The sequence below is a fragment of the Saccharothrix sp. NRRL B-16314 genome (assembly GCF_000716595.1).
In the GTDB taxonomy this organism is placed as follows: Bacteria; Actinomycetota; Actinomycetes; order Mycobacteriales; family Pseudonocardiaceae; genus Actinosynnema.
The window spans coordinates 105,519-128,121 of sequence record NZ_JNXC01000019.1; the positions used below are offsets into that span (position 1 = coordinate 105,519).

The window sequence follows — 22,603 nt, forward strand, 5'->3', positions numbered from 1 at the left end:
CGGACACCGGGGTGCCACTCCTGCCGACCTGATACGACCAGCCGTCGGCGGCCCGAGCAGAGCCGCCGACGGCTCTTCATCGTCACAACGCGATCCAGACAGCCCGGTCAGGAACCCGCGAACCTGTACCGCAACCGATGCGGTCGACCGTGACGGACCACTCGGCGAGCACGGTGGTCAGCACTTCCGGACCGCCCACCACTGCCGTGTCATGGGTCCTGCACACCAACCACATGCGCCGACCACGATGGACCACGTCGCTGTCGGCGCCCGACAGGGGCGCCCCGGTCGGAGAGTCCCGCCGAATCGAGTCGCACAAAGCCCAGGCGGTTGGCGCCGCGCGGTCAGGGCCGGTCCATGGTCACCAGGACGGCGCTGTCGACCTTCATTCATCGGGCAGGAAGTGGCGGCCCTCGCGTACAGCGCCCCGCCGACCGAGGTCGTCATTTTTGGTCTTCACTGAAACGATCAGACTGATTGATCCAGCACAATACGTCGACGAAGGCCGACGGCGGGCTGACTTGTTGACGCGAGTTCCGCCTGGGTCCGGTTCGGAGCCGATCAACCTATGACTGCAGTCGCTGTGGTCGGGTCGACGCGATGAGCGCTGGAGCCGAGGTATCCGATACCGATCCGCTGGCGCCGATCGGTGCGCGGGTCGCGCTGCACGGGTCGAGTTTCGAGCCGTGTCGCGGGAGCAGGACCAGCCCTTCCCTGTCGGCCTTCGGTCCTGAGGGCTTCGTCGCGCGCGTCCGACTGGCGAAGGGTCGCACGCTGCCGGGTGGACTCGGCCGTGATCGGACATAACTCCTACAGGCCCCATGTCCGCCAGTTGACGATCGTGGACCGCTCACCGTCGGTGGCGACGAGGTCGTGGGTGGCCTTGATCACGTCGGCCGGCGGCAGCTCGGCGTCGGAGGGCCACTCCCGGGTGTGGGCCTGGTGGTCGTAGAGGACCGGTTCGCCGTCCGGGTCGCCGCCGTTGGTGGTGATGTGGGAGCCGGTGGCGTCGGCGTGGGCGATGAAGCCGCGGTCGGGGGCGGTGCCGAGCCGGACGGCCACCCAGCCCTCGACCCACGGGTCGGGGCGGGGCGACCATGGGCGGGACCGGGCCGTCCTGGGCGGCGAAGTCGGCGGCCATGCGTTGCAGCAGTGTGGCAGGCCTGTCACCCTGGCTGGCTTGCTTTTGGCGGCTGCGGTCGGGTGTGGCGTGCAAGCGCGACGGGAACGGCGGCAGCCTCAGTCGGTCTCAGCCCAGGTCAGCCCGTCCGGACGGTCGCCGCGGCTGGTCAGCAGTCCCCACAGGGCTTCGCGGACCAGGTCGAGCGGTACCTCGGCGTCGGCCGGGAACTCCTGGGCGGTGCCGAAGTAGGCAAATCGCACTCCGTCGGGGCTGACCCGCTCGCCCTGGAGGTACCAGGTGCCGTGTTCACCGCTGTACCGCACGGCACCCAGGCCGGTCTGCCCGCCGGTACCGATCAGCAGCTCGTGGTCGGGCAGTGCGTCGCTGCCTTCCTCGACGGCGTAGGCCGTGGCGGCGCTGTAGGCCGGGCCGAGTGTGAGCAGTTCGTCGACGAAGGCGTCGACGTCGGCGCGCGTGCGCAGGTGCCTCGGTTCCTGGTCGTGTCGGTAAGCCACGTCGAGCACGTACCCCACGGCTAACGCTCCTTTCCGGTGTAGGTCTTCACGCCGTCGGGCCAGTAGACCGTCAGGCTTTGGCCCGGCCGGAGCACTCTGGGCACGATGCGGTCGCAGGACAGCGGGCCGAAGTCACAGGGCCGGTTGTTCACCGCCAACGTAGCGTCAGCGCCGCCGGCCTCTCGCACCTGCACCGCGACCTGCACCTCCACGTGGTCGGCCACGGTGAGCGTTCCCCGCGCGGGCGCCAGGCCCAGACGACGCAGACTCTGCACCGCCTGTTCACGCAGCTCGCCCCGGCCGCTCTCGACAGGGCCCTGCACCCGACCGGTCTGGCCGACCCAGTAGCCCGTGGTCTTGCCGCCGGGGTCGTCGCGCACGGGAAGGGCCTTGAGCAGCTCGCCCATGCGCTCGGGCGTCGGGTTCGACGTGGTCGACTTCGCTCCTGCCGGCGTGCTTGTGCCGGGTTGATCCGGTGGCGGCGTGACGGTTCGCGGCGCGCCGTGACCTTCGAGGCGGCTTGCCGCCGCCGTGGCGGACCGCTGGATGGCGGTCAACACCTCCTGGAGCGCGCCGATGCCGTCGGCTACCTCCCCGAACCGGACGACGACCTGCCCGAACTCGTCCTGCCCGCTGCCCGCGACGGCCATCTCGATGAGGGCTTTCGCGTCTTCCACCAGGTCGAGAGCTTCGGCCAACGGCGCGAAGGGCAGGTCCTCGACCACCCGGCGCAGCGCGGCCACGACGTCACCGATGCTCGCCAACCAAACCCCCTGCTGTCGGGTCGGTTGCGATCGTGACACGCCCTGGTGGCCACCTTGAAGCGGGTCACCTGTCGAAGCGGACGGCAACGGCCCTCACGCCGGGCTCGGCATGTTCCGAGCGCAAGTCCGGCCACACCTCGCCGAACCCGCCGTTGGGATCGGCAGTGCCCTCGTGATCCCGGGACTCACCGGCTGAAACCGCTCTCAGCCCTCCGCCTGAGGGATTGCGGTGCAGCTGGGCTGGTGGTCCGCTATGTCGCGGATCTCCCGGAGGAGCGGGGCGTTGTGGCCGGGGGCGAGGTAGTCACCGAGGTCGGCCAGGGTGGCGACACGGGCGACAGAGGTCTCGGCGTCGCAGCCGGGGCAGCGGTCGAGCAGCAGCCATGCCTGGCCGGGAGTGGTGTGGTCGGGGATGAACCGCCACGTGCTCCCGGTGGCGGGGTCGGTGACGGTGATCAGGTCGCCGGGGACCTCTCCGGTGCGGGTGGGGTAAGTGCGGTGGGGGTCGTCGGTGGCGAGCACGGCGTCGGTGGGCACCTGCAGGGCGGTGGCGACGGTGCGGGCGACGCGGGCGCGGCGCGCCCACCGGTTCCACGCCTCGGGGTTGTCGTGGCGGTGGTGGAATCCGTGGGGGTCGGCGGCGCGGTGGGCATGCGCGGCGCGCATCGCGCGTTCGGCGAGGCCGGGCACGGTGGTGGTCATCGCGACCATCCGAGGGCATCGGCGGCGGACTCGGGCAGGTGGCCGACCTGTTCGCCCGCGCCGAGCCACACCACGGGCGGGTCGGTGGGTGGGTTGCCGTCGCCTTCGGCGTCGTCGGGGGTGCGCACCACCTGCGCGAGGAGGTGTTGCATCGGGTAGCCGGGCTGCGTGGCGATCCGCAGGGGCGTTGCCGGGTCGTAGGCGGACAGGGCGGCGATCGCGTCGTCGACGGTGGCGAATCCGGCGGTGTAGGTCATCGTGGTCACCTCGCGTGCGGTGGTCAGTGGTCAGTGGTCGGTGGGTGGTGGGTGGTCTGGGCGGGGATGCCCGCCCCGAACCGGGTAAAGCTTCAGCGGGTGGCGCGCAGGGCGGCGGTGGCGGCGCGTCCGATGGCGTGGGCGGTGGCGGTGGGGCTGGTCAACTTGTGGACGGTGACGCTGTCGAAGGGATCGTCGCGGTCGTCGGTGGTCAGCCACAGAACGGCGCACCCGGAGGCGCGCAGCCGGTCGACCTGGTGGCGTCCGGCGGCGCGTTCGGCGGGGTCGTAGTGCCCGTCGGAGACGATCACGAGCAGGCGTGCCGCGCCGGGGTGGGACAGTCCGAGCGCGCCGTCGAGGGCTGCGGCGGCGGCGGCGAGGTCGTGTGAGCCGTCGTTGGCGTCGAATTCGGTCACGAGGTCGGGGACGGTGCCGGGGTGGGTGATCGGGCGGACGTGCGCGCCGTAGATGACGGTGGCGGTGGTGACGGGCACGGTGGCGCGGTGTCCGGCGTGGGCGAGGATCCATGCGGTGGAGGCGACGGGTCCGCGCAGGTAGCCCATCGAGCCGGACACGTCGCACGCGATGCCCAGCCGTAGCGGCGGGGTGGGTGCGACGAGTCGGGTGGTGCGGGTGAACGGTTCGGCGGTGACGGTCGCGCCGGCGGCGCGTTGGGCGTCTGCGGCGAGTGCGCCGCGCATCCGCAACCGCCCGGGAGGGACCGGTGAGGTGGACTTGACCGCCACCCGTTCCCGGACCCCGGCGGTGGACAACGTGCGGGCGAACACGCGCGCGGCGGTGCGTTCGTCGGCGGTGGGTGGGCGGGTGCCGGCCGTGGCGGTGGTCCCGTAGCCCGTGGGGTTGTGGTACGCGCCGGAGAACACCGTCCGGGCGGTCGCCTCGTTGGCTTCGTGGGCGGCGTCCTCGGAGGCCTGCTGTGCCGCCGCCACGGCGGCGGGGTCTTGGGGCGGAATCTCGTGCGCGACCGCCCGCGCGACGTTCGCCAACGCCTGCCCGATGGCTTGGGTCAGCGGTGAAGGCACGTCCGGCGACCCCGACGGGTCGGGGTCGCCGTACGTGCCGGGGTCCGCGCCGGGGTCGGGGTTGTCGGGGTCGGTTCCGATGGCCTGACACCACCGCCGCCCGAGGTCGATCATCGCGTCGGCGTCGTCGTCGGCGGTGTCCAGCGCTTCCCGCCACAGTCCGCGCAACTCGGCCAACAGGTCCGCGCCGAGGATGGTCTCGACCACGGCGGCGACGGGGGCTGTTTCGGCGGCGGTCAGGATGCCGCCGTCCACCCGTGCCAGCAGCAGCGCGGCGGTGTGCGCGGCGTCGGCCGTGGTCATCTGCGGCGCGCGGGCGGGGTCGGTCGCGTCGGTGTCGGCGAGGATCAGGTCGGTGGCGGACGCGCGCAACCAGTGCCGGTCGTCGGGGCGTCGGCGGACCTGCGCGGCTTCCATGCGCGGCTCTTCCAGCAGCATGGCGGCCTCTGCCACAGCGGGCGGGGTGCCCTCCGGCACGTCCCATGCGGTGTGTTTGGCGTGTCCGCACTCGTGGGTGAGCAGCCCCCACGTGGTCGCGTAGCGGGCGCGGTCGGCGAGGTTGGCAGGGTCCACCGTGGCGGGGTCCACCCCGAGGTGGGTGCCGTCGACCTCGATCAGCACGCGGGCGGGGTAGAAACACGCCGGGGCACCCCCGCCCGCACCCGGCGCGATGGTCACCAACAGGTCCTCGCGGTCGGCGATGATCTCGACCTCGTCCACGAGCGCGGTGGACAGGGTCAGCCATTCGGGGCGGGCGGGGAACACGGCGGCACCGGTCGCGTCCGGGTCGGCTACGAGGTGGGTGGTCATCGCGGGTTGTCCTTTCGGGACGGTGGCGGCGTGGGTCGGTGTTGGTGGGGGCGGGTTGGGTCAGACGCGGGCACCGAGTGCCAGAGGTGCCACGGTGGTGCCGAATACGGCCTTGACGGTGGCGGCGACGATCTCGCGGTCCTCTTCCGGCGCGACGCCCACGAGGTTCCCGGCGGCGGCTAGAACCCCGACCACGCCCGCGATCTTCTGGAATGCGATCAGTTCCCGCAGCTGGGGTGCCCACCCGATCTCGCCCTTGGCCTGTCGGGTGGCGAGGTTGCGGGCGACCTTCACCGCCCGCTTGTCGATCTTGAGTTGGGCGGCGAGGTCGTAGTCGGTGACCACGTGGATCTGCGCGGAGAACCGCGACGACAGGGCGTCGGACAACACCGCGCCGTGTACGCCGGGGTTGTGGCCGGCGACCACGTAGAACCCCGGCGCGGCGTCCACCACCTCTCCCCCGTTGGCCTTCACCACGATCTGGCGGCGTCCGTCCATCGCGGGGTAGACCACCGCGAGCACGGTCGGCGCGATCAGGGTGGCGTCGTCGATGAACAGCGGCACACCCTCACGCATGGCGCGGACCAGCGGACCGTGTACGAACACGTAGCGGCCGTCGTCGGTCTGGGTGTACTCGCCCACGAAGTCCGCGACCGTGGTGTCCCCGTCGCCCTGAACCGTCACCAGGTCCGGGAAGGCGGCCTCGACCACCGAGGTCTTCCCCGTGCCGGGCGGCCCGTACAACAGCGCGGCAACCCCGGCGTCCCGGAACCGCTGCAACGCGGTCACGTCCGGCATTCCGGCCAACATCCGGGGGTGGTAGTCCATCCCGTTCGGGCGTTTCACCGGACCCGTCACCACGCGTGCCGACCGGGTGGGGGTGCCACCCGTCCCGGACGGGGCGGGGTTGGTAGGCGCGGCGGCGGGCGGCGTCGACGTCTTCGGGCGGGATGTGCGCGGTGGGGTGGGGGTGATCGTGGGCGCGGCGGCGGACGCCGTGGTCGCGGTCGCCCGATAGGCCAGCGGGGCGGTCGAGGCGACCTCGGCATCCCCCCGGTCCGCGAGCACCTTGCAGGCGTTGCCGACCGCCCCGGATGACCGGTTCAGGGTGTGCGCGATGGTGCGCGGCGTGAGGTCGGTGCCCGTGTTGTCGGCGAGGACCTTGGCGACCATCGCGCGCAGCTCACCGTTGCCGAGTCGTTTCGGCGCGCTCGCCGGGGCGGTCGGCGTGGTGGTGGGTGCCGGGGCGGGCGGTGCGGTGGGCGTGGTGGGCGTGGTCATCGCGGGCGTTCCTTTCCGGTGTACGGGCGGCGTGGTCAGGCGGCGAGCGTGGACTCGGCGGCGGCGGTCTGGTGCCGTTCGGCGTCGGCGTCCGCCGCTTCCGGGGCGGCGTGGTCCGCCGACCATCCGCAGCAGCAAAACGCGGTGGCGGTTCCGTCGTTATTCGTCAAGGTGTCGGCGTAACACATAATCAGCTTTCCGTTTTCGACATGGCTCGCGCCGGGTGTGGTGTTCGGTGTGGTTTCCGGTTCCCCCGGCGACAATTCAATTATGACTCTGCGCCGCGCGCCATACAATAGGTTTGACAGCTCAATTTCAAGACTCTTTTCGGCCGGTCGCCGCCCCTACCATTCCGGACTGCCCGAAACGGCACACGTCCGCACATTTCCGACCGAAATGCCATTCCGTTTCCGCAGGCCAGCGAGGACAGCGAGCTTTGGGAGCCGAGCGGACAGCCGAAAGCCAGCGGGTACATGGGCATAAAAAGAAAGGATTTTGGGAAGCATTACGGAGAGGGAAATGAGGCAGAAAGAGAACAGTTGAAAGGCAGGCGCAGCCCGGAGCCGACAGAGCAGGCAGTCGGCCACCAGTCCGCCCCGATGTGTCCACCGGCTTGTGGCCAAGCGAGTCTGGGATACCAGCGGATCCCCCTACACACCCACTGACCGGCGTCTTTACTGGTCGGAGGGGGTGGCGCTCTAACAGGATCCCCAACCTGATCCCCAATAAGATCCCCCGTATGAATCCCCAACGGAAGCGACCGTACGCGCTGTCGATCTCCATACCGGCCACGTGGAGTGACATCTCATCGGAGTTGGGCCGAGTAGGAATACGGTAGGCGACTTCCTCGGTTCGACGTAGCGCGGGAGGCTCGACACCTTTCGCCAGCGGAGGCAGAGGGCGACGGAGCGGTCGCGCTGAACAGGCACGATCACCTCGACAGCAGGTTCGGGGAAGAGCCTGCCGAAGAACGTGACGAGCGGGCGCGCAGTGGGGGCCTCCGAGACGGCCCGCTGCGTCGGGGTAGAGAGTCTTTCCACGGTCAACTCGTATTTCATCGACGAGAATCGGACGGACAAACACGCTGTACTGCACGATAGCATTCTGGCGCGCACATTGAAAAAGACGCGCGAACAGGGGGTCATCGTCCGCGAGAGTTGCGATAAGTCTTTTCCGCCGGAAGTCATGTACTCGTCGACCCAGGCGGTCGCCGAGGTGTTGACGCTGGCAGAGCCTCTGATCGAGTGGACTCGTGCCCATCCGGGATTGTTCTTCCAGGCGCAAGCGCCCAGCCGGCACAGTGGTGCGGAGACGGCCATTCTCGATGGTGTCGTGGATTCCGACTCCCCGACCGGTGACGGCCGGTTCGACTCCTCCGGACGTCGCCCTCGTGCCGGTGGCGCCGTCGGGTGACCCGGCGCCGCGCACGAGGGTGCCTGCGGGGTTCATCCGGCTCGGCTGTGCCCGCGGTCGGCTCGCCCCGGCTCGCCGGGCGCGTCGTGGCGGCGACGTAGCCGGTCGGCCAGGTCGACAGCTTGGTGCGTGGGCCGATCGTCGACCTCGGCGAGCCGCGTGGTGAGCAGGGTCAGGGTGCGCGGGATGGCGTCGAACTGTCCGAGGCGTTCCTGCAAGCGCATGATGTCGCGGTAGATCAGCTCGTTGTGCGGGTCGAACGCGCGCGCGATCTCGAGCAGGTCCAGCGTCTGCTGCGGGTCGTCCTCGACCAGGGCGCGGGCCAGGGCGGCGACGGCGTCGATCGCGTCGCGGCGGATGGCCTCGCGGGCGGTCTCGATCCAGTCGGTGCTCAGCCCGTCGGCCAGAGGGCCGGTGTAGTGGTCGACGATCCGCCGGTACGCCTCGACCCGATCGACGTCGGTGACGGCGGAGCGGCGGGCGGCCACGGCGGCGGCGAAGTGGTGGTAGTCGACCTCCACCAGGCCGGGGTCCAGCCGGTAGCGGCCCTCACCGACCACCACGAGGTCCGACAACACGTTGCCGGTTACGGCGGCCAGGGTGCGGCGCAGACGCGAGATCGAGGTGTTCATCGCGTTGGTGGTCCGCTCCGGCGGGCTCGTGGCCCACAAGGCGGCGATGAGCGCCTCGCGGCTGGCACCGTCGGGGTGCAGCGCCAGGAAGACCAGTAGTTCGCGCAGGCGTGGCTGGAACGCCGAGGTGATCTCGCGTTCGGCGGCCTCGCCATCGGGTGTTGCCGGTGCGGGACGCCACCACACCCGCGGCGGCCCGAGCACGCTGAGGCGCAACGGCGCGGACGACGCCTCGCGCGGCTCGGCGGGGCCCTGTGGTCGGCTCCCCGCCGGCCGGCCGTGCCGGTGCCCTTCACCCGTGTTCCGGGTTGCGTGGTCGGCGTCGGGGCGGACAGGCTGGACGGGACGCAGCCGAAGACCGGGTGACGTCGCGGGCTCCGGCCGCAGGATCTCCAGCTGACCGTCGCCTCGCCGGTCGTCATCGCTGGCTGCCAACAGTTCCAGGTCCGTGTCGGCGACCGGCGCCTGGGTCGTTCCCTCGGTCAGCGTGTCCTCGCCCACCGTGTGTCCGCGATCGGCGGTGCGCGCGCCGCGGTCCATCACGGTGTCCACGGGCTCGACGGTGACGGGAACGGAATCGCCCACGACGACGTGAGGACGCGGCACGACAGCCGGATGCGGTTCGTCGCCGGCGGTATCAGTGAACTCGGGCTCGTCGTCGGGGTCGGCGTGACGCATCAGGTCCAGCAGGTCGGCGAGGTGGTCGTCGCCCAGTCGGAACACGCGCGCGCCGCGCAGCGGCTCGCCGAGGCCGGGGCTGGTGGTGGAGATGGTGCCGTCGTCGCGGACGTAGGCGGTCACCCCGGCGCTCCACTGGCCCAGCAGCAGCCCGGTCACGCCGACGGTCGAACCGTTGTCCAACACCGCCTGCAGCCTGCGGGCCTGGCGGCCGGGCGCGCGGGCCGCCAGCACAACAGGCCCCCACGGTTGGCCGGTGGGCCGGAGCTGACCGACGCGCACCAGCGTCTCGGATTCCAGCATGTCCAGCGCGGCGTCCAGGTCGGCGGCCACCCGCACACCCTCCGGAAAAGGTGTCTGCGCCACCCGCCTGCCGAACAGCGCCGCGAGATCCTCGGCCGGCACGACGACCGTGGCCGGTCTGTGGGTGGTGGTGAAGGCCGTGCTCAGGATGGCCACGAGCAGCGCGCGGACCGCGTCGGGAGCGCCCGCGCCGAGCAGGCCCAGGCCGTGCGCGGTGGCCAGGTCCACGGCGATCTCGCGGCCGTCCCGCACACCGACCGGCAGGACCTGCGCTTGGTCCTCGGGGACGTCGTCCGCGCTGGCATCGGCATGGGTGCCGAGTACGAGCGGCGGTGCCGGGGCGCGTGGTGAGCGCTCGCCCGGCCAATCGAGGTCCACCTCGTCGTCGGCGCCGCTGGTGTCGTCGTGGTCGGCGCGCAGATGTGCCAGCCGCAACTGGTAGACGACCGGGGCGACGGGCAGGTCGCTGCGGTCGCCGCTGCCTGGCTGATACCGGCGTCGGTTCCGCCGCCGGGCAGCGACCAGGGCGGCGCTGACCGCTGCGGCCAGGCCGAGGCCGACGAACAGTTCCTCGCCCCAGCCGATCCCCGGCTCGCCCACCGCGTCGGTGCTCGGCGGCGACTGAGTCGCCGGTGGAGCGTGAGTGGTTGGTGGGGCTTCGGTGGTGGCGGGTGGTTGTGTCGTTGAGGGTGCCGGTGTCGTCGTGCCGCTCGGCGAGGGCTCGATCGGAGGGGGAGGGGTCACCGGCGGTGGCACCGGTGCGGTGGGTGGTGGGGAGCCGATGGTGGCGTCATCAGGCAGGGCCATCTCCTCGCCGGGGAAGATCAGGGCAGGGCGGGTGAAGGTGCCGCCATTCGGTTGGGGCTTGCCCTTGTTGAGCGCGTAGATCTCCGGCCAGCGGTTGCCGTCGCCGAGGGCGCGTTCCGACATCCGCCACAGCGAGTCATGCACGCCGGTGTCGGGGTTGTGCGCAAGCACCACAGCGGATTTCGCGCGGCCCGGCTGCTCGACCATCCCGGCCGCCTCGTGGTGGTACGGCGCGTTGTAGGCAGCCGGTCGCACCGCGGCGAACGCTCCTTGCTCGGCTGGTGTGGTCCAGGCGGGAGCCGTCGCCACCACGTCGGCTGCTGCGCCGCCCGCAGCGGACGGGCCCGCGACTGGCAGGCCGGCGCGTTGACCGAGGACGGAGATCAGGACCGCGCCGACGAGCACGGCCGCGATCCGGTGCACCGGTCCGGCCGCCGACAGGTCGGGCATCGCCGCGTCGCGGGCAACCTCGACCGCGCAGCGGGCGACGTCGAGGGCGAAGAACGCCCACACGAGCCAGGTCAGGCAGGCGAGGAAGTCCAGCAGGAAAGTGGTCGTCATCGGGCCGAGCAGGACACCCTGTACTTCCGCCCAGGAGGGCAGGTGGTCCGGCAGAGGCCAACCGACGAAGTGCGTCAAGGCCCACGGCAACCCGGCCAGCAACGCGACCAGCACGGCAGCCGCCAGCAGCCGCCCGACCACTCCGAGCACCCACCCGGCGCCCTTCCACATCCGGCCTCGCGTTCGCGGCGGCCGACGCGGCTTGCGACGGGAGGGATGCGGTGATGCGGCCATGACGTGCTCGTTTCCTCAGCAGAACCAGACGTGTTCGCTCGTCGCCCGGTCACACGGCCGTTGAGTCGGAGCTATGGGCGAACCGCGCGGGCGGCGCGAGCGTGGGAACGGTCAGCTCGCGTGGGCGACGAGCGGCTCGGGCTTGTCCGTCCCGGCAGCGGGCGAGCCCTCGCGGGAGTTGGACCTCTGCTCGGGTGCCGGTGTCCTCGGGGCGGAGAGGGAGCGCGTATCACCCGGCGCGCCGGTCGTGGTCGCGGCCTTCTTTCGCTTGCCGCGGCTGGGCTTGTGCGCCGCGAGCCACCCTGTGAGGTCGGATGGCTTGAGGTCGGTGAACGCTGCGAGCTCGTCGACGTCGATGACGTCCTGGGCGTCGGCGACCACCTCGCCGAGCTCACGCTCCACCTCGGCGAGTTGCTCGACGATCGCGGCTCGGCGCCCCGCGAGTTCGCCGACCTGCTGCGCGGCGGCGGCTCGGCGGGCGCTGCGGGCGGTGTCGGCTTCCTCGACGCGCCGGCGAATCTCCTCGGGTGTTGCCATGCTTCTTCCCTTTCTCTGCGATGCCGTGTTCACGACAGGCGTTGGTCTGGTGGTCATGGGTCGATCGCGGTGATCCCGCGCTGTGGGTGTGCGCTGCCCTGCCCGTGCACTTGGAGCGACCCGATGCCGACCAGCCCGAGCAGCTGGGTGGTCTGCGAGGCGGTCACGGTGACCGTGACGGTGTCGCCGGAGACCGTCACCGTGCCGGAGGCGCCCTCGGCGGCCAGGTGCGCCTGGGCGTTGGCGACTGCCTGGGCGGGCACGAGTTGCAGGGTGCCGTTGCCGCGGTAGGCGGTGAGGTCGATGGCCTGGGCCCCTGCGCGGGCGGCGGCCTCGGCCTGGCCGTTGGCCCCTACTTTGGCGGCCAGCGCGAGGCCACCGTCGAGGGTCAGGCCGGCCAAGGCCAGGATGCCGACGGTCAGTGCCAGGACGAACGCGGTCACCCGGCCTTCGTCCGCGCGCCACCATCGCAGGCGCGTGCGCCACCAGCTCGACCACCGACCGCGCCGGAAGTGACGGCCTCGCCGGGTCATGTCCGGCTCCCGGTGTTCAGGGTCGAGCGCCAGAGGTCCACGGGTTCGACCGAGGTGGCCGACAGGGTCTTGCCGCCGGGCACGCCGAGGATGAGCGCGTTGCCGAAGTCGACGGCGCAGGACACGGTCACGCTGACCGTGCCACCGGGCCGCAGACCGCCGGTCGACGTGCTCACCGACAACGACGCGCACGTCACCCCCGCTGAGGACAGCGCGCTCGCGGCGGTCGACTGGGCCGCTGTGGTCGCGGCCATCGGGGTGCGTTCGATGCTGGCTGCGCGGGCCGCTTGGTGGGCGGCGTCGTCGATGCGGATCCGCGCGTCCACCCCTCGGTGGATGACCACCCCGACGAACACCAGCAGCATGATCAGGAACGGCGCGGCGATGGTGACTTCGGCCGCCACCGAGCCGTCATCGGCACGCCACCAGGCCGCCCACCCCCGCCGAGCGGGGCGCACGCGGCCGTGACGCCGGCCGGGGGCCGTGACGGGTGCACGGGGCGGCGTCGTCTGCGATGGCATCTGCGGTGTCATCGCGGGTCACCCTCCCGCCAGGTCGGGGACGAAGCGTTCGACGGGCCCGACGGCCTCGGCGTGCACGGGCAGGCTCAGGAACGGCACGACCGAGGTCACGGTCCCGCTGACCCGCACCGACGCCGAGGCCGCTGTCCGGGCGGAGGTGACGGCGGAGCCGGTGAGCGGACCGCTCGCGAGCTGGTCGAGCAGTTGCCGCGCGCTGGACGTGCCGGCCGCGGCGGTCCCGTTCTGGGACCGTGCGACCGCGAGCCCTTGCGAGGCGGCGGCCTGGGCGATGTGGGTGGCGTGTGACCAGAGCGCGAATTGCACGATGGCCAGGAGCATCAGCAACAGCAGTGGTGTCGCGATGACCAGTTCCGCGCTGACCGAGCCACGGTCACCGCGCAGCGCTCGGCGGACTCGGCACCACCCGGCGCGGGTCGCTGGTGACCGGTTGCTGTGCCTGTGGCTCATGGGGATCACAGGGTGATGCCGTTGGCCTTCTCGGTGACCTTCGCGATGACGATCGCGATCACCGCGAGCGCGGCCACGACGAGCAGCGCGGTCACCAGGACGGTTTCGGTCGAGTACCCGGCTTCCGGCTGTCGGCGCAATTCCTCCCAGCGTGCTTGCACCACTGTCCACAATGCCTCCACTTGTGTGCGCATGGTGTTGTCCTCCGTTGTCGTTCACGTTCGGTCGTTGTCCGCGGGATGCCACAGCCCGTGTCAGAGTCCATTGAGGAACTGCGTGAGTGCGGGGTAGGCGATGAAGGCCAGAAACCCGAGGAACAGTGCCATCACCGGCAGGCTCATGCGTTCGGTGGCGGCTTGGGCGTCGCCTTCGGCCTCGGTGATCTGGTGGGTGCGCAATGCTCCGGCTTTGGCGGCCAGGGAGGTGCGGACCTTGGCGCCCTCGGTGCCGGCCAGGCTGACCGAGGCGGCCAGCTCGGCGAGCTCGGTGACGTCGAGTTCCTCGCCGAGCCGGCGCAGTGTCGCCCACGGGGTCGTGCGCGTGAGGCGGGCGGTGTCCAGGGCGCGGCGGATCTGCTCGAACGCCCACCCTCGTCCGATGTTGACCGAGTCGCCCAGCGCGCTGTCGACCCCGGCTCCCCCGGCCAGCATGATCCACACCAGGTCCAGGTAGGCCGAGAGCGCGTGGCGGAACCCAGTGCGAAGCTTGGCGGCTTCGGACCGTGCTTGCAGGTCCGGCAGGACGAACCCGACGGCCGCCAGGACGAGTCCGGCGATGATCGGGAACTCGAAGCCGGGACCGAGACCGGCCACGGTGAGGACCACGGTCAACATGACGGGCAACAGCAGCCCGGCGACGGTGAGGGTGGCTTTCTCCGCAAGGTGGGTCGAGGTCGAGCGGCCGATGACCGCCAGGTCCTTGGCCAGGCGCGGACCGGGGAGCCCGAGCGCGCGCAGTGGGGCGATGGCGGGTCGGCCGAGCCGCGTGGCCCAGCCGGTGTCGTCGGTGGCGAGGATGGGCGCCGGAGCGGGTGGGGCGGTGGCGTGGGTCAGGACCGCGCCGAGGGCCGGTCGTGGCGGGAACAGGTAGACCGCCAAGGCCCACAGGCCGATCCCGCATCCGATGCCCAGCGTGATGTAGGTGATCACGGTGTTCCCTCCTGCCTCGCGGTGACGAGGACCTGGGCCGGGCTGGTCGCCGGGTCCTGGTAGGCGGTGGAGAGGAAGCGGTCGGGCTGGGCGATGCGGGCGATGCGGTTGAGCCAAGCGAACCCGGCGGCGAACAGCGCACCGATGCCCAGGAGCACGATCTGACCGGCGGCGCTGTCGTAGGCGCCCATGTAGCCGCGGTTGAGCAGCACCACGGCGACGGCGAAGGTCAGGGTGGTGCCGACGATGACGCGCACCGAGGTGCGGGTGCGGGCACGTCCGGCCTCGACGCGCATCCGCATCGAGGCTTGCCCGCGGGCGGCGTCGGCCAGCGACCCCAGCAACTCGGCGAGCTGGCGGGTCTGTTGTTCTGTGGCCAGCAACAGGGCGGCGATGACCAGGTCGCCGACCGGGTCGTCCAGGCGCTCGCCGAGGCGGCGCAGCGCGGGCGCGAGCCGGTCGCCGTTCTCGATCCCGGTGGCGAGTTCACCGACCTCGCCGCGGATGGCTGTCGGCGCCAGCGGCGCTGTGGCGAGGATGGCCTGCTCGAGCCCGGCGGCGGCCGACAGCGTGTCCCGCAGCATCTCGGTCCAGGTGGCGATGGCCTCGATCCGCGCGACCCGGCGGGCGTGCTCGGGGTCGCGGCCCAGCACCTGCGGCAGCGCCCAGGCGGCGAGGACGGCCAGGACGGCGCCGACGACCCAGCCGGTGAGCAGGCCGGCCATCACGCCGGCCGTCACGGCGAGCGCGATGCGCAGGGTGCGGTGCTGGTCGACCGGGCCCGTCGCGCGGCTCGTGGTGCGGCGAGGACGGTGTGGGTCGGTACCGCGCCAGGCGAGAACGACCAGCAGCAGGCCGAGTCCGGTGCCGACGCCGAGCAGCGCGGCAGCTCCGGTGGTCGGGCCGAGCGTGATGTCCACGGCGAGGATCATGGGGCCCACCAGCCCTCGGGGTTCTCCAGCACGCCGGGGTCGAAGCCGACGTCGACCAGGTCGTCGAGGGTGTCGGTACGAAGCGCCCCGGCCACCGGACGAGCGCGTCGGTCGGGTCCGGGTCGGTAGACCTCGTTGGAGATCACCTGCGGGCCGTCGGCGCCCACGACCTCGCGGATCGAGGACACGACGCGGGTGCGACGGTCCTCGGCACGAGCCAGGTGGACCACGAAGTGCACCGCGCTGGCGACGAGCAGGTTGGTGGCATCCAGCGGCAGCCGTTCGACGCCCTGCGCCGCGTAGGAAGCGAGGCGGGTGAACGCGATCCGGGAACTGGAGGCGTGGAGGGTGGCCATCGAGCCGTCGTTGCCCTGCGACATCGCGTTGCACATCGGAATGACCTCGGGCCCGCGGATCTCACCGACGATCACCCGGTCCGGGCTCATCCGCAGGCCCCACCGCACGAGTTCGGCCTGGCTGATCGCGCCCTCGCCCTCCACATTGGGTTCGCGGGCCTGGAAGGCGGTTACATCGGCATGGATGTCCGGGTCGTGGTCCAAGCCCAACTCGAAGGCGTCCTCGATGGTGACGATGCGCTCCAGCGGGTCCATCTCCGAGGCCAGCCCACGCAGCAGGGTGGTCTTTCCCGCCCCGGTGCCGCCGGTGATCAGGACGTTCTTGCGTGCTTTGACCAGGGCCCGCACGAACTGCTCCAGACCGGGGTCGAGGGTTCCTCTGCGACGCAACTCCGGGAGGGTGACGGTGAGGTAGCCGTGGCGGCGGATCGACAGCGCAGTCACCCCGCCCGCGGTCAGGCCCATCACGGCGAACAGCCGCTCCCCGCCTGGAAGTTGGAGGTTGACGGCCGGAGAGCCCTGGTCGAACCGGCGTTCCTGGCTGCTCGCGCGGGCGGCGAGCAGCCGAACCAGATCGGTCAGCTCCTCGTTCGAGCCCGCGATCGGCGAGACCCGGGCGCGGCGGCCGTCGTTGTACTGGACGAAGACCCGGTCGAAACGGTTGGCGTTGATCGTCTCCACGGTCGGGTCGTCCAGCAGCGGCTGGAGCCCGGCCATGCCGAACAGCTCGTTGACGACCTCGGCCATGACCCGCTGCTCGGCCTCGCGGGGCAGCAGCTGCCGGCCCGCGGCCAGTTCGTTCTCGGTGTGCACGCGCAGCGCCTCGTCGAGGATCCCTCGGGCCAGTTCACGACGCGCCTCGCGGGTGGCGGTTGTTCCGGTGCGGTCTTGCTGGTCGGCCACTCGTTGCGGAAGCTCGGCGTTCAACTGCTGCCGCAGGTGCTGCCGCAGTCGGGTGGTGCCCGCTGGGATGTCCATCGCGTCGTCGTCGGTGTCCCACCCCATTGGTGGCCCGTCCGCGCCAGGACCGGAACCGGCCTGGTCATGGCCACTGAACGCACCCTGGCCGTGAGGCTCTTGGTAGGGGCGCAGCGGCACCGGCGGCGGGTAGTGGTCGGTCGGGTTCGTCATGATGCCTGCCCTCCCTGCCGTTCGTGGTGGCCGGAGCCGGGGTCCGGCGTGGGGCACAGACCGTCGGGCCAGGCCGAGCCGGCAGGGACACCGGGGACAGAGCGCAAGGCCGGGGCGGGTGTCAGGGGTGGAGCGGGCTGGGGCCTGCTCCGAACGGGGACAAGCGGCCCCTCGCGGGTGGCGAGTTCGGTGGCGACCTTGTGCGCGAAGCGGCCCAGCGCCGAGTGCTCGGGTCCACTGCGACCCCAACGCAACTTGTTCGGCCGTCCGCAGAGCACGGCCGCGCCGTTCGGATCATCGGGCACCCGTCCCAGCGGTGCCGCGCCGAGTTCCCGTGCGACCTCGGCGGTGGAGTAGCCCTCACCCACCAGCAACAGCACGGGGTTCGGACTCCAGCGGCCGACCGCGGGCAACCGGCGCGGCAGGTGCGCGAGGTCGTCAGCGTGAGCCCGCGACAACAGCACCACCACGTCCGACGAGCGCACGATCGCCAGCGCGGGCGAACCGATGTCCACTCGCCCGCAGTCGGCGATGACCACCACTCCCGGCTGATCAGCCGCCTCCCGCAGGACACCGGGCCCGCTCGTCGGGTCGGGCGCCAGTGCGGACAGCGCCGCGCGAGCCTGCTCGGCGTCCGGCGGGGCAGCGATCACGGGCAGACCGCCGGGAAGCTGCTGGGTGTGCCGCCACACCAGGTCGGTTTCACCGCCACGGCGCGCGGCGGCGGCCAAGCTCACCAGGCCCGGTGTCGAGGACAGGGAGAACCGCAGGCCGAGGTCACCGCCGGACGGGTCGGCCTCGACCACCAGGGCACGCGCCGGTGCCGGCCAGCGGGCCGCCAACGCCACGGCCAGCGTCGTCGCGCCCGGTGAGCCTTTCAAGGACAAGACCGAGACCAACATCAGCGACCTCCCGAAGAGAGCATCACGATCGACAACTGCCCGGCAGGCACCGCGGCGACCTGGCGCGCGGCGGCCTCGGTGAGCTGCACCGAGACCACGGTGCTCTGGTCGTTCGCCGCAGCGGTCACGCTGGTCACCACCGCGGGCCAGACCGTCCCACCGTCGGCCGGCGGGCTGCTCGCGGTCCCCGCCTGACCGGGCACGAACACCACCGAGACCCGCACGCCCGGCCCGACCTCCGTCGGGAACTGTCCAGGCTTGAGCGCGAGAGCAGCGATGGCCTGCCCGCTTGTCGGGACAGCGGCGCCACCGACGGCGTCGGGGGTGAGCAGCGCCCCGGCCGACAGGCTGGTGGCCATCGGCCTGCCGACCACCGTGACCGCCTGGTCGGCTCCCACGAACGCAACGCCAGGGTCGACCGCAACGTTGACCTGCCGCAGGTCCTGCGTGGTGAGCACGCGTCCCGTCACCACCCCGCGGGCCAGCGCGAGCACAGCCTGCCGGTCCCCGGAGTGGAGCGAGATCAGGACGAACCCACCCACGCAGGCGAGCACGAGCAGTACGCCGAGCAGCAGGTACGGCACGCTGCGACGATGCCCTGTGGTGCGCAGTCGTGACGCAGGCGGCTTCTTGCCGTTGTTGATCCAAGGCCCCTCGACCGTGCTCGTGGGCCGGTCGGTATCGGGCCAGGTCGTGGTGTTGGTGCTCACGCCGGTACCTCCAAATGGCATGGGGGTAGTGCGCCGCGTCGCCGAAAGGTGATCAACGCGCGGAACAGGTGGTATCGCTGTTTGCGGTGCAGGATCGTTCAGAGCCAACGCGTGCTGGTCAGCCGCCGTTGTTGAGCGCCTGCGACTCCGCAACGCGGAAGGCCGCGTCGCCCGTCGTGGTCATGTCCGGGAACGTCCCGCCCTGCCCCGCGCCGGACCAGGTCACCGTCCAGTGCACCGTTGCCGTCACCGGGTACGCCTGCCCCGGCTGACTCGCCGAGGAACGGCGGTAGACGTGACCACAATCCGGCGAAGGCGCCCTGGGATCGCTGCCCGCCTCATACGGAGACCCGGCCCCGGTACAGGTGACAGCGGACCCGTCCCCCATCAACCACGTCACCGAAGTCGGCGTCGCGACCGCCGTCACCGACACACCCGGCACAGAGGCCGTCGCCGACACCGGCCCCCAACCGCTCGACAACCACATCCAGGTCGGCAGATTCACCAACTGATCACCGGCCGGGTTCACCGCGATCCTCGGCGACGGCAACCGGAGCTGCTTACGCGCCAACTGCGCAAGCTCCGCAGGCGAAGGCAACAAAGCCGCACCCGGCTGCTGACCGGCGGGAATCCACACTGGCGGCCGGTAGAGCCCATCCATCACGCCCTCGGTGCACTTCCACACATACCAAGCCCCAGGCTCCTGCCCAGGCTGCCCAGCACGGACCACCACCGGACGGAACACCGCAGCATGCACAACGCCACCAGTCGCCGTGGTGTTACTCGCGGCAGTGATCACACCGCCGGGTGGCGGTTGATAGTCGCTCTCCACATAGGAGCAACTCGCGAGATTCGACTCACCGCCGACGATGGTGTCGCCAGGGTTGCCGGGCTTCCCCGTGCCCGGGTTGCCGGTTTCAGGCCGGGTGGGGTTGGCGTTGCCCTGCCCCGGGTTGCCGCCAGGCCGTTCGTTTGTGCCCGCGCCGAGTTCACACGCCGGTGTCGGAACTTGGCTACAGTTGATACTTCCCCAGCCGCCGTCTGCGAGGGCCGAAGCCTCTGTTCCGAGCAGGCTCGCGGCGACGATTCCGCTGATCGTCACGAAGCGTCGCATGATCAACACGTCCCCACGCCATGTACTCCGAAATCCGACACCTTCCACGATCCGTCCGCTTGCTTCTCGACAACGGCGTTGATCTTTTGGCGGCCTCCCGGCTTGTCGTCGGCGACTTGGTTGCCGTCAGCTCGGTACTTCAGCCACGCCGTCGAGTCGCCGCAGTCGGACACAATGATCTTCTTCGGATCACCGGCGGGTTCCACTGTGGACACCATCGGATTCAGAGCCGGCTGCCCCTTGGTGACCAACCCGTTGGAGTGGTCGGCGTACAGGCCACGGGTAAGATTCGTCAGTGCAATGCCGGTTGCGTGCTGACCAAGCTTCGGCGACTGCCAATCAGAAGTCGTGCCAGCATCGACGAAGTCCTTCCACATACCCAAGTACGCCGCCAACGCGTCCTGTTTGACCGCCTCATCGGGAGATTGGGGTGTGCTGGGGCTTCCCGCCGCTGAGGGATTCGGCGCGCCAGAGGTCGAACCAACAGTGCTGCCCGCGCTGCACGCCGCGAGAACCACGAGGTTCACCACCCCGATGACCGCGCGACCGCCCCAGGAGCGAAGGATCCCGATTGCCACAGCGCACCTCCAGACTTCCGTAACGATCTTCTTGTTCTCGTGCCAATGACAGGTCTACCCCACGGTCCCCTACCGACTGCAAAGTTCGTAAGTGCCGACTTTGCAGTCAGAATGACGTGGTCCGGTCAATATTCAGCCGATTGGGTGATTCGCGTAACCCTCTGCGAGTTCGGCCGGGTATGAGTTGGGGACGGGGCCTCACGACCGCTTGGGAACGAAGCCATGTTGATGTTGCCACGATCAGCGATATGCGGTGAAGTAGATTGACGCCCGGCACACTGATCATCTGTTGGGCTGGGGTCGGCACTGCCGTGGGCGGCCTGCTAGCCCTCTGGACTCGAATTTTGCTGCGGGTCTCACAGTTCAGCCCCCGAGCGTGGGTCGCGTCGGCGGCGTTAACGGCGATCTTGTTCGCCGTGCTGGCATGGCGCCTTGGCACCGGGTTCGACCTATTGGCTTACAGCTACTTGGCTGCCGTCTCCGTGCCGCTCACGATGGTGGATCTGGCCGAGCAGCGTCTACCCAGCGTGGTCGTTCTACCCAGCTACCTCGTCCTCGGTGCAACCTTTGCGATAGAGGCCAACCTGAGCTCCAACCATGTGGCCTTGGTGCGGGCTCTGGTCGCAATGGCCGTGCTCGCTGCGGCATACCTTGTACTCGCCCTCGGGCTCGGTGGGCTCGGCGCCGGCGATGTAAAGCTCGCCGGCCTGCTCGGTCTGGCTCTCGGGTGGCTGAGCTGGGGAGCCGTGCTGGCAGGAACGTCGGCCGGTTGGCTTCTTGCGGTGGTTGTGCGCGTCGTGTTGAGGCTCGCTCGACGGGCCGACCCTGATGAGCCATTGCCGCTCGGGCCCTACCTCGCGGTCGGGGCCCTGATGACCATCGCAGCAGGACCTCCAGCTTGACTCCCAACCTGGCACCAATCCAGTCGGGCACCCAACCCATATGTGGCATCACGTCGATCCCATTCCTGCATGTCACAATGACTGGCGCTGCCTGGACGCCATATTGCCGCCATGTAACCGCTCTGGTTCATTCCGCGCGGCGGACGTTAGCTGTGGGGGCGGGTTTTCGATGACCCAGATCGGGACTCGCTGACCACAGGAGCAGATGATGAGACTCTCGCAGCGATTCACGAATCCTACGGTTTCACGATACTCACGAACCAAGCTCGCTGTGTCACATCTCCTCGTGCAGCCGGTGGCGGCACGGAGTTGGATCACCGCGCGAAGCGGTGACGCACGATGAACGACCGCGGACCTTGGGCGGTGACGTGTCGCGATTTCGCCGGCCGCCCTCGGAGTCTGGAGGTCTTCGTGCGCGGCTCGGAGATCGTTGTGGTGGCGCCCGCAGGTGAGGCTGCCGCACTCGACGATGCTGAGGCCGAGCAGTTCCACTCCGTCTTCGCCACGGCCATGAGGGTGGCTGCCACGCCCGCGCCCGCGCCCGGTGGATCCCACCACTCCGGGGAGATCAGCACGGCGAGCACGGTGAAGCAGTACGGCGATGGCCTTCCCCCAGCCGTCGCTCCGCGCCCTGCTTCACCGCCATGTCGCGGCGGAACCACGACCCCGATACGTGGTTCCGCCGCGATGCCCGTACTGCGACGTGGGAACCCATGATGCCGTCGGGCTGGGTGGTCACAGCGATCGCCGCCATGGTGCTGATGAGCTGCCTGCTGTACCTCGCTTTCAGACAGCGGCAGCGTCCCGACGCGCCCGGCGTCGGGAGGCACAGCCTTGCCGAATCCCATGTCGGCAGGCACTGGCGCAAGCCGAACCAGCCTCCGTCACCGGTGTTGCGACACGCGCTGAAGACCGTCGGCACCCACGGCTTGGGCTTCATCCGGGAAAGCGAAACCACATGGGTCGGGCCGGAGCCCTGTTCGACCCCAGCGTCTTCGACGACGCGCCTCTGATCACGGCGGGGCCGGAGCATTCCTGTAGGACTCCGGCTCCGCCGCACCAACTTCTCCAGAAGGAGCACGTCCGTGACCGCCTCCACCACAACCGATGCGGAACAGGGTGTGCCGGCCGACGCCAGCGCGCTGTCCCGGTACTACACGGAACTCCTGTGCTGGCCGACCACCATCGATCCGTCAGTCGGCGAAGTCCGACTGGGCCTGGGCGACACGGTGGACGCGCTGATCATGCGGGCTGGCTTCGGCGGTGAGGTCAACCACCAGCTCATCCGGTCGATGCTGAGCGCGCCGATCATCGTCGTGCCCGGCGGGCCGGACGAATGGATCTTCCTGACCCAGCCTCGCACCCCGATGCGCGACTCCACCATCGCCCACCTGGTCTCCTTGCAGGTCGGGTGGAAGAAGGCAGGGTCCACGATCGTGTTGCCCGCCTTCGGGTCCGCCGCCAGCGAGCTGCGGTGGTTGGCTCAGCCCAACGCTGGCTTGGAGTTGCCGTCGTGGGCCGCCATGGTCGGTGCCGTCCGTCGCACCGCCTCCGCACGGGCGTGGTGATGACGTCCGCATACCCATCCGAGCACCGGCACCCGAGCACGCGGTGGTGATTGCCTCCGCACGTCCCGTTCGCGCGGAGT

At 70.5% G+C, this 22,603-nt stretch carries 25 protein-coding genes; 4 read left to right on the forward strand and 21 right to left on the reverse strand.

Going from position 1 to position 22,603, the window contains the following annotated elements:
• Positions 1-810: 810 nt before the first annotated feature.
• From OQ02_RS24355 to OQ02_RS44040, 8 genes are all read right to left on the reverse strand, one after another.
• On the reverse strand, positions 811-1,170 hold the full coding sequence (locus OQ02_RS24355) for an Imm1 family immunity protein (RefSeq protein ID WP_081915910.1): 360 nt from the start codon (positions 1,168-1,170) through the stop codon (positions 811-813).
• A 69-nt stretch (positions 1,171-1,239) separates the two neighbouring features.
• Positions 1,240-1,656: an Imm1 family immunity protein gene (locus OQ02_RS24360; RefSeq protein ID WP_033440867.1), complete on the reverse strand. Its 417-nt coding sequence runs from the start codon at positions 1,654-1,656 to the stop codon at positions 1,240-1,242.
• A gap of 2 nt (positions 1,657-1,658) precedes the next feature.
• On the reverse strand, positions 1,659-2,381 hold the full coding sequence (locus OQ02_RS41245; protein WP_156077274.1) for a DddA-like double-stranded DNA deaminase toxin: 723 nt from the start codon (positions 2,379-2,381) through the stop codon (positions 1,659-1,661).
• A gap of 225 nt (positions 2,382-2,606) precedes the next feature.
• The gene (locus tag OQ02_RS24370) at positions 2,607-3,104 is read right to left on the reverse strand and encodes a hypothetical protein (protein WP_231500202.1); all 498 of its coding nucleotides are present in this window, start codon (positions 3,102-3,104) and stop codon (positions 2,607-2,609) included.
• Positions 3,101-3,361, reverse strand: a complete 261-nt coding sequence (locus tag OQ02_RS24375) for a hypothetical protein (RefSeq protein WP_033440869.1) — start codon at positions 3,359-3,361, stop codon at positions 3,101-3,103. The genes OQ02_RS24370 and OQ02_RS24375 overlap by 4 nt, the downstream gene beginning before the upstream one ends.
• A gap of 92 nt (positions 3,362-3,453) precedes the next feature.
• A complete protein-coding gene (locus tag OQ02_RS24380) occupies positions 3,454-5,214 on the reverse strand; it encodes a VWA domain-containing protein (protein ID WP_033440870.1) in 1,761 nt (586 codons plus the stop codon).
• Between the two features lie 60 nt (positions 5,215-5,274).
• On the reverse strand, positions 5,275-6,495 hold the full coding sequence (locus OQ02_RS24385; RefSeq protein WP_033440871.1) for an AAA family ATPase: 1,221 nt from the start codon (positions 6,493-6,495) through the stop codon (positions 5,275-5,277).
• Between the two features lie 35 nt (positions 6,496-6,530).
• Complete coding sequence (locus OQ02_RS44040) at positions 6,531-6,758, reverse strand: hypothetical protein (RefSeq protein WP_156077275.1); 228 nt, start codon at positions 6,756-6,758, stop codon at positions 6,531-6,533.
• A 727-nt stretch (positions 6,759-7,485) separates the two neighbouring features.
• Between OQ02_RS44040 and OQ02_RS40225 the strand changes: the two genes are divergently transcribed.
• Positions 7,486-7,908 carry a hypothetical protein gene (locus OQ02_RS40225; RefSeq protein WP_051772744.1) on the forward strand — a complete coding sequence of 141 codons (423 nt, stop codon included), beginning with the start codon at positions 7,486-7,488 and terminating at the stop codon, positions 7,906-7,908.
• 32 nt (positions 7,909-7,940) lie between these two features.
• Here OQ02_RS40225 and OQ02_RS24395 read toward each other — a convergent pair whose 3' ends face one another.
• The 13 genes from OQ02_RS24395 to OQ02_RS42660 form a co-directional block, all read right to left on the reverse strand.
• On the reverse strand, positions 7,941-11,060 hold the full coding sequence (locus OQ02_RS24395) for a BTAD domain-containing putative transcriptional regulator (RefSeq protein WP_051772745.1): 3,120 nt from the start codon (positions 11,058-11,060) through the stop codon (positions 7,941-7,943).
• A 174-nt stretch (positions 11,061-11,234) separates the two neighbouring features.
• A complete protein-coding gene (locus tag OQ02_RS24400; RefSeq protein WP_033440872.1) occupies positions 11,235-11,660 on the reverse strand; it encodes a hypothetical protein in 426 nt (141 codons plus the stop codon).
• 53 nt (positions 11,661-11,713) lie between these two features.
• Positions 11,714-12,103, reverse strand: a complete 390-nt coding sequence (locus OQ02_RS24405) for a hypothetical protein (RefSeq protein ID WP_033440873.1) — start codon at positions 12,101-12,103, stop codon at positions 11,714-11,716.
• An 86-nt stretch (positions 12,104-12,189) separates the two neighbouring features.
• Entirely contained in the window at positions 12,190-12,597 is a 408-nt protein-coding gene (locus tag OQ02_RS24410; protein WP_231500203.1) for a pilus assembly protein TadE, read from the reverse strand.
• Between the two features lie 135 nt (positions 12,598-12,732).
• Entirely contained in the window at positions 12,733-13,182 is a 450-nt protein-coding gene (locus OQ02_RS24415) for a TadE/TadG family type IV pilus assembly protein (protein ID WP_033440957.1), read from the reverse strand.
• Positions 13,183-13,187: 5 nt separating this feature from the next.
• Complete coding sequence (locus tag OQ02_RS24420; RefSeq protein WP_033440875.1) at positions 13,188-13,376, reverse strand: hypothetical protein; 189 nt, start codon at positions 13,374-13,376, stop codon at positions 13,188-13,190.
• 60 nt (positions 13,377-13,436) lie between these two features.
• Positions 13,437-14,330, reverse strand: a complete 894-nt coding sequence (locus OQ02_RS24425) for a type II secretion system F family protein (protein ID WP_033440876.1) — start codon at positions 14,328-14,330, stop codon at positions 13,437-13,439.
• Positions 14,327-15,262, reverse strand: coding sequence for a type II secretion system F family protein (locus OQ02_RS24430; RefSeq protein WP_197043468.1), 936 nt, complete (start codon positions 15,260-15,262; stop codon positions 14,327-14,329). Before OQ02_RS24430 ends, OQ02_RS24425 begins: the two co-directional genes overlap by 4 nt.
• Complete coding sequence (locus OQ02_RS24435; RefSeq protein ID WP_442973676.1) at positions 15,259-16,596, reverse strand: CpaF family protein; 1,338 nt, start codon at positions 16,594-16,596, stop codon at positions 15,259-15,261. The genes OQ02_RS24430 and OQ02_RS24435 overlap by 4 nt, the downstream gene beginning before the upstream one ends.
• A gap of 149 nt (positions 16,597-16,745) precedes the next feature.
• A complete protein-coding gene (locus OQ02_RS24440) occupies positions 16,746-17,651 on the reverse strand; it encodes a MinD/ParA family ATP-binding protein (RefSeq protein WP_033440878.1) in 906 nt (301 codons plus the stop codon).
• Positions 17,651-18,361, reverse strand: coding sequence for a hypothetical protein (locus OQ02_RS24445; RefSeq protein WP_033440879.1), 711 nt, complete (start codon positions 18,359-18,361; stop codon positions 17,651-17,653). Before OQ02_RS24445 ends, OQ02_RS24440 begins: the two co-directional genes overlap by 1 nt.
• 118 nt (positions 18,362-18,479) lie before the next feature.
• Positions 18,480-19,475 carry a hypothetical protein gene (locus tag OQ02_RS24450; RefSeq protein ID WP_063747144.1) on the reverse strand — a complete coding sequence of 332 codons (996 nt, stop codon included), beginning with the start codon at positions 19,473-19,475 and terminating at the stop codon, positions 18,480-18,482.
• A gap of 2 nt (positions 19,476-19,477) precedes the next feature.
• A complete protein-coding gene (locus OQ02_RS42660; RefSeq protein ID WP_231500204.1) occupies positions 19,478-20,053 on the reverse strand; it encodes a hypothetical protein in 576 nt (191 codons plus the stop codon).
• A 416-nt stretch (positions 20,054-20,469) separates the two neighbouring features.
• Between OQ02_RS42660 and OQ02_RS24455 the strand changes: the two genes are divergently transcribed.
• The 3 genes from OQ02_RS24455 (at position 20,470) to OQ02_RS24465 (ending at position 22,523) form a co-directional block, all read left to right on the forward strand.
• Entirely contained in the window at positions 20,470-20,955 is a 486-nt protein-coding gene (locus OQ02_RS24455) for a prepilin peptidase (protein ID WP_231500215.1), read from the forward strand.
• 644 nt (positions 20,956-21,599) lie between these two features.
• Positions 21,600-21,968 (forward strand): hypothetical protein, encoded by a 369-nt coding sequence (locus OQ02_RS24460; protein ID WP_231500205.1) that lies wholly within the window; start codon positions 21,600-21,602, stop codon positions 21,966-21,968.
• 72 nt (positions 21,969-22,040) lie between these two features.
• Positions 22,041-22,523: a hypothetical protein gene (locus tag OQ02_RS24465; protein WP_231500206.1), complete on the forward strand. Its 483-nt coding sequence runs from the start codon at positions 22,041-22,043 to the stop codon at positions 22,521-22,523.
• Positions 22,524-22,603: the final 80 nt, after the last annotated feature.

Bases quoted from the DNA above. Each gene is read 5' to 3' on its own strand.
- OQ02_RS24415 (WP_033440957.1), bottom strand. From the start codon at position 13,182: ATGAGCCACAGGCACAGCAACCGGTCACCAGCGACCCGCGCCGGGTGG.
- OQ02_RS24380 (WP_033440870.1), bottom strand. From the start codon at position 5,214: ATGACCACCCACCTCGTAGCCGACCCGGACGCGACCGGTGCCGCCGTG.
- OQ02_RS24370 (WP_231500202.1), bottom strand. From the start codon at position 3,104: ATGACCACCACCGTGCCCGGCCTCGCCGAACGCGCGATGCGCGCCGCG.
- OQ02_RS24430 (WP_197043468.1), bottom strand. From the start codon at position 15,262: ATGATCCTCGCCGTGGACATCACGCTCGGCCCGACCACCGGAGCTGCC.
- OQ02_RS24400 (WP_033440872.1), bottom strand. From the start codon at position 11,660: ATGGCAACACCCGAGGAGATTCGCCGGCGCGTCGAGGAAGCCGACACC.
- OQ02_RS24375 (WP_033440869.1), bottom strand. From the start codon at position 3,361: ATGACCTACACCGCCGGATTCGCCACCGTCGACGACGCGATCGCCGCC.
- OQ02_RS24395 (WP_051772745.1), bottom strand. From the start codon at position 11,060: ATGTGGAAGGGCGCCGGGTGGGTGCTCGGAGTGGTCGGGCGGCTGCTG.
- OQ02_RS24385 (WP_033440871.1), bottom strand. From the start codon at position 6,495: ATGACCACGCCCACCACGCCCACCGCACCGCCCGCCCCGGCACCCACC.
- OQ02_RS24440 (WP_033440878.1), bottom strand. From the start codon at position 17,651: ATGTTGGTCTCGGTCTTGTCCTTGAAAGGCTCACCGGGCGCGACGACG.
- OQ02_RS24420 (WP_033440875.1), bottom strand. From the start codon at position 13,376: ATGCGCACACAAGTGGAGGCATTGTGGACAGTGGTGCAAGCACGCTGG.
- OQ02_RS24460 (WP_231500205.1), top strand. From the start codon at position 21,600: ATGTCGCGGCGGAACCACGACCCCGATACGTGGTTCCGCCGCGATGCC.
- OQ02_RS24435 (WP_442973676.1), bottom strand. From the start codon at position 16,596: ATGGACATCCCAGCGGGCACCACCCGACTGCGGCAGCACCTGCGGCAG.
- OQ02_RS24450 (WP_063747144.1), bottom strand. From the start codon at position 19,475: ATGCGACGCTTCGTGACGATCAGCGGAATCGTCGCCGCGAGCCTGCTC.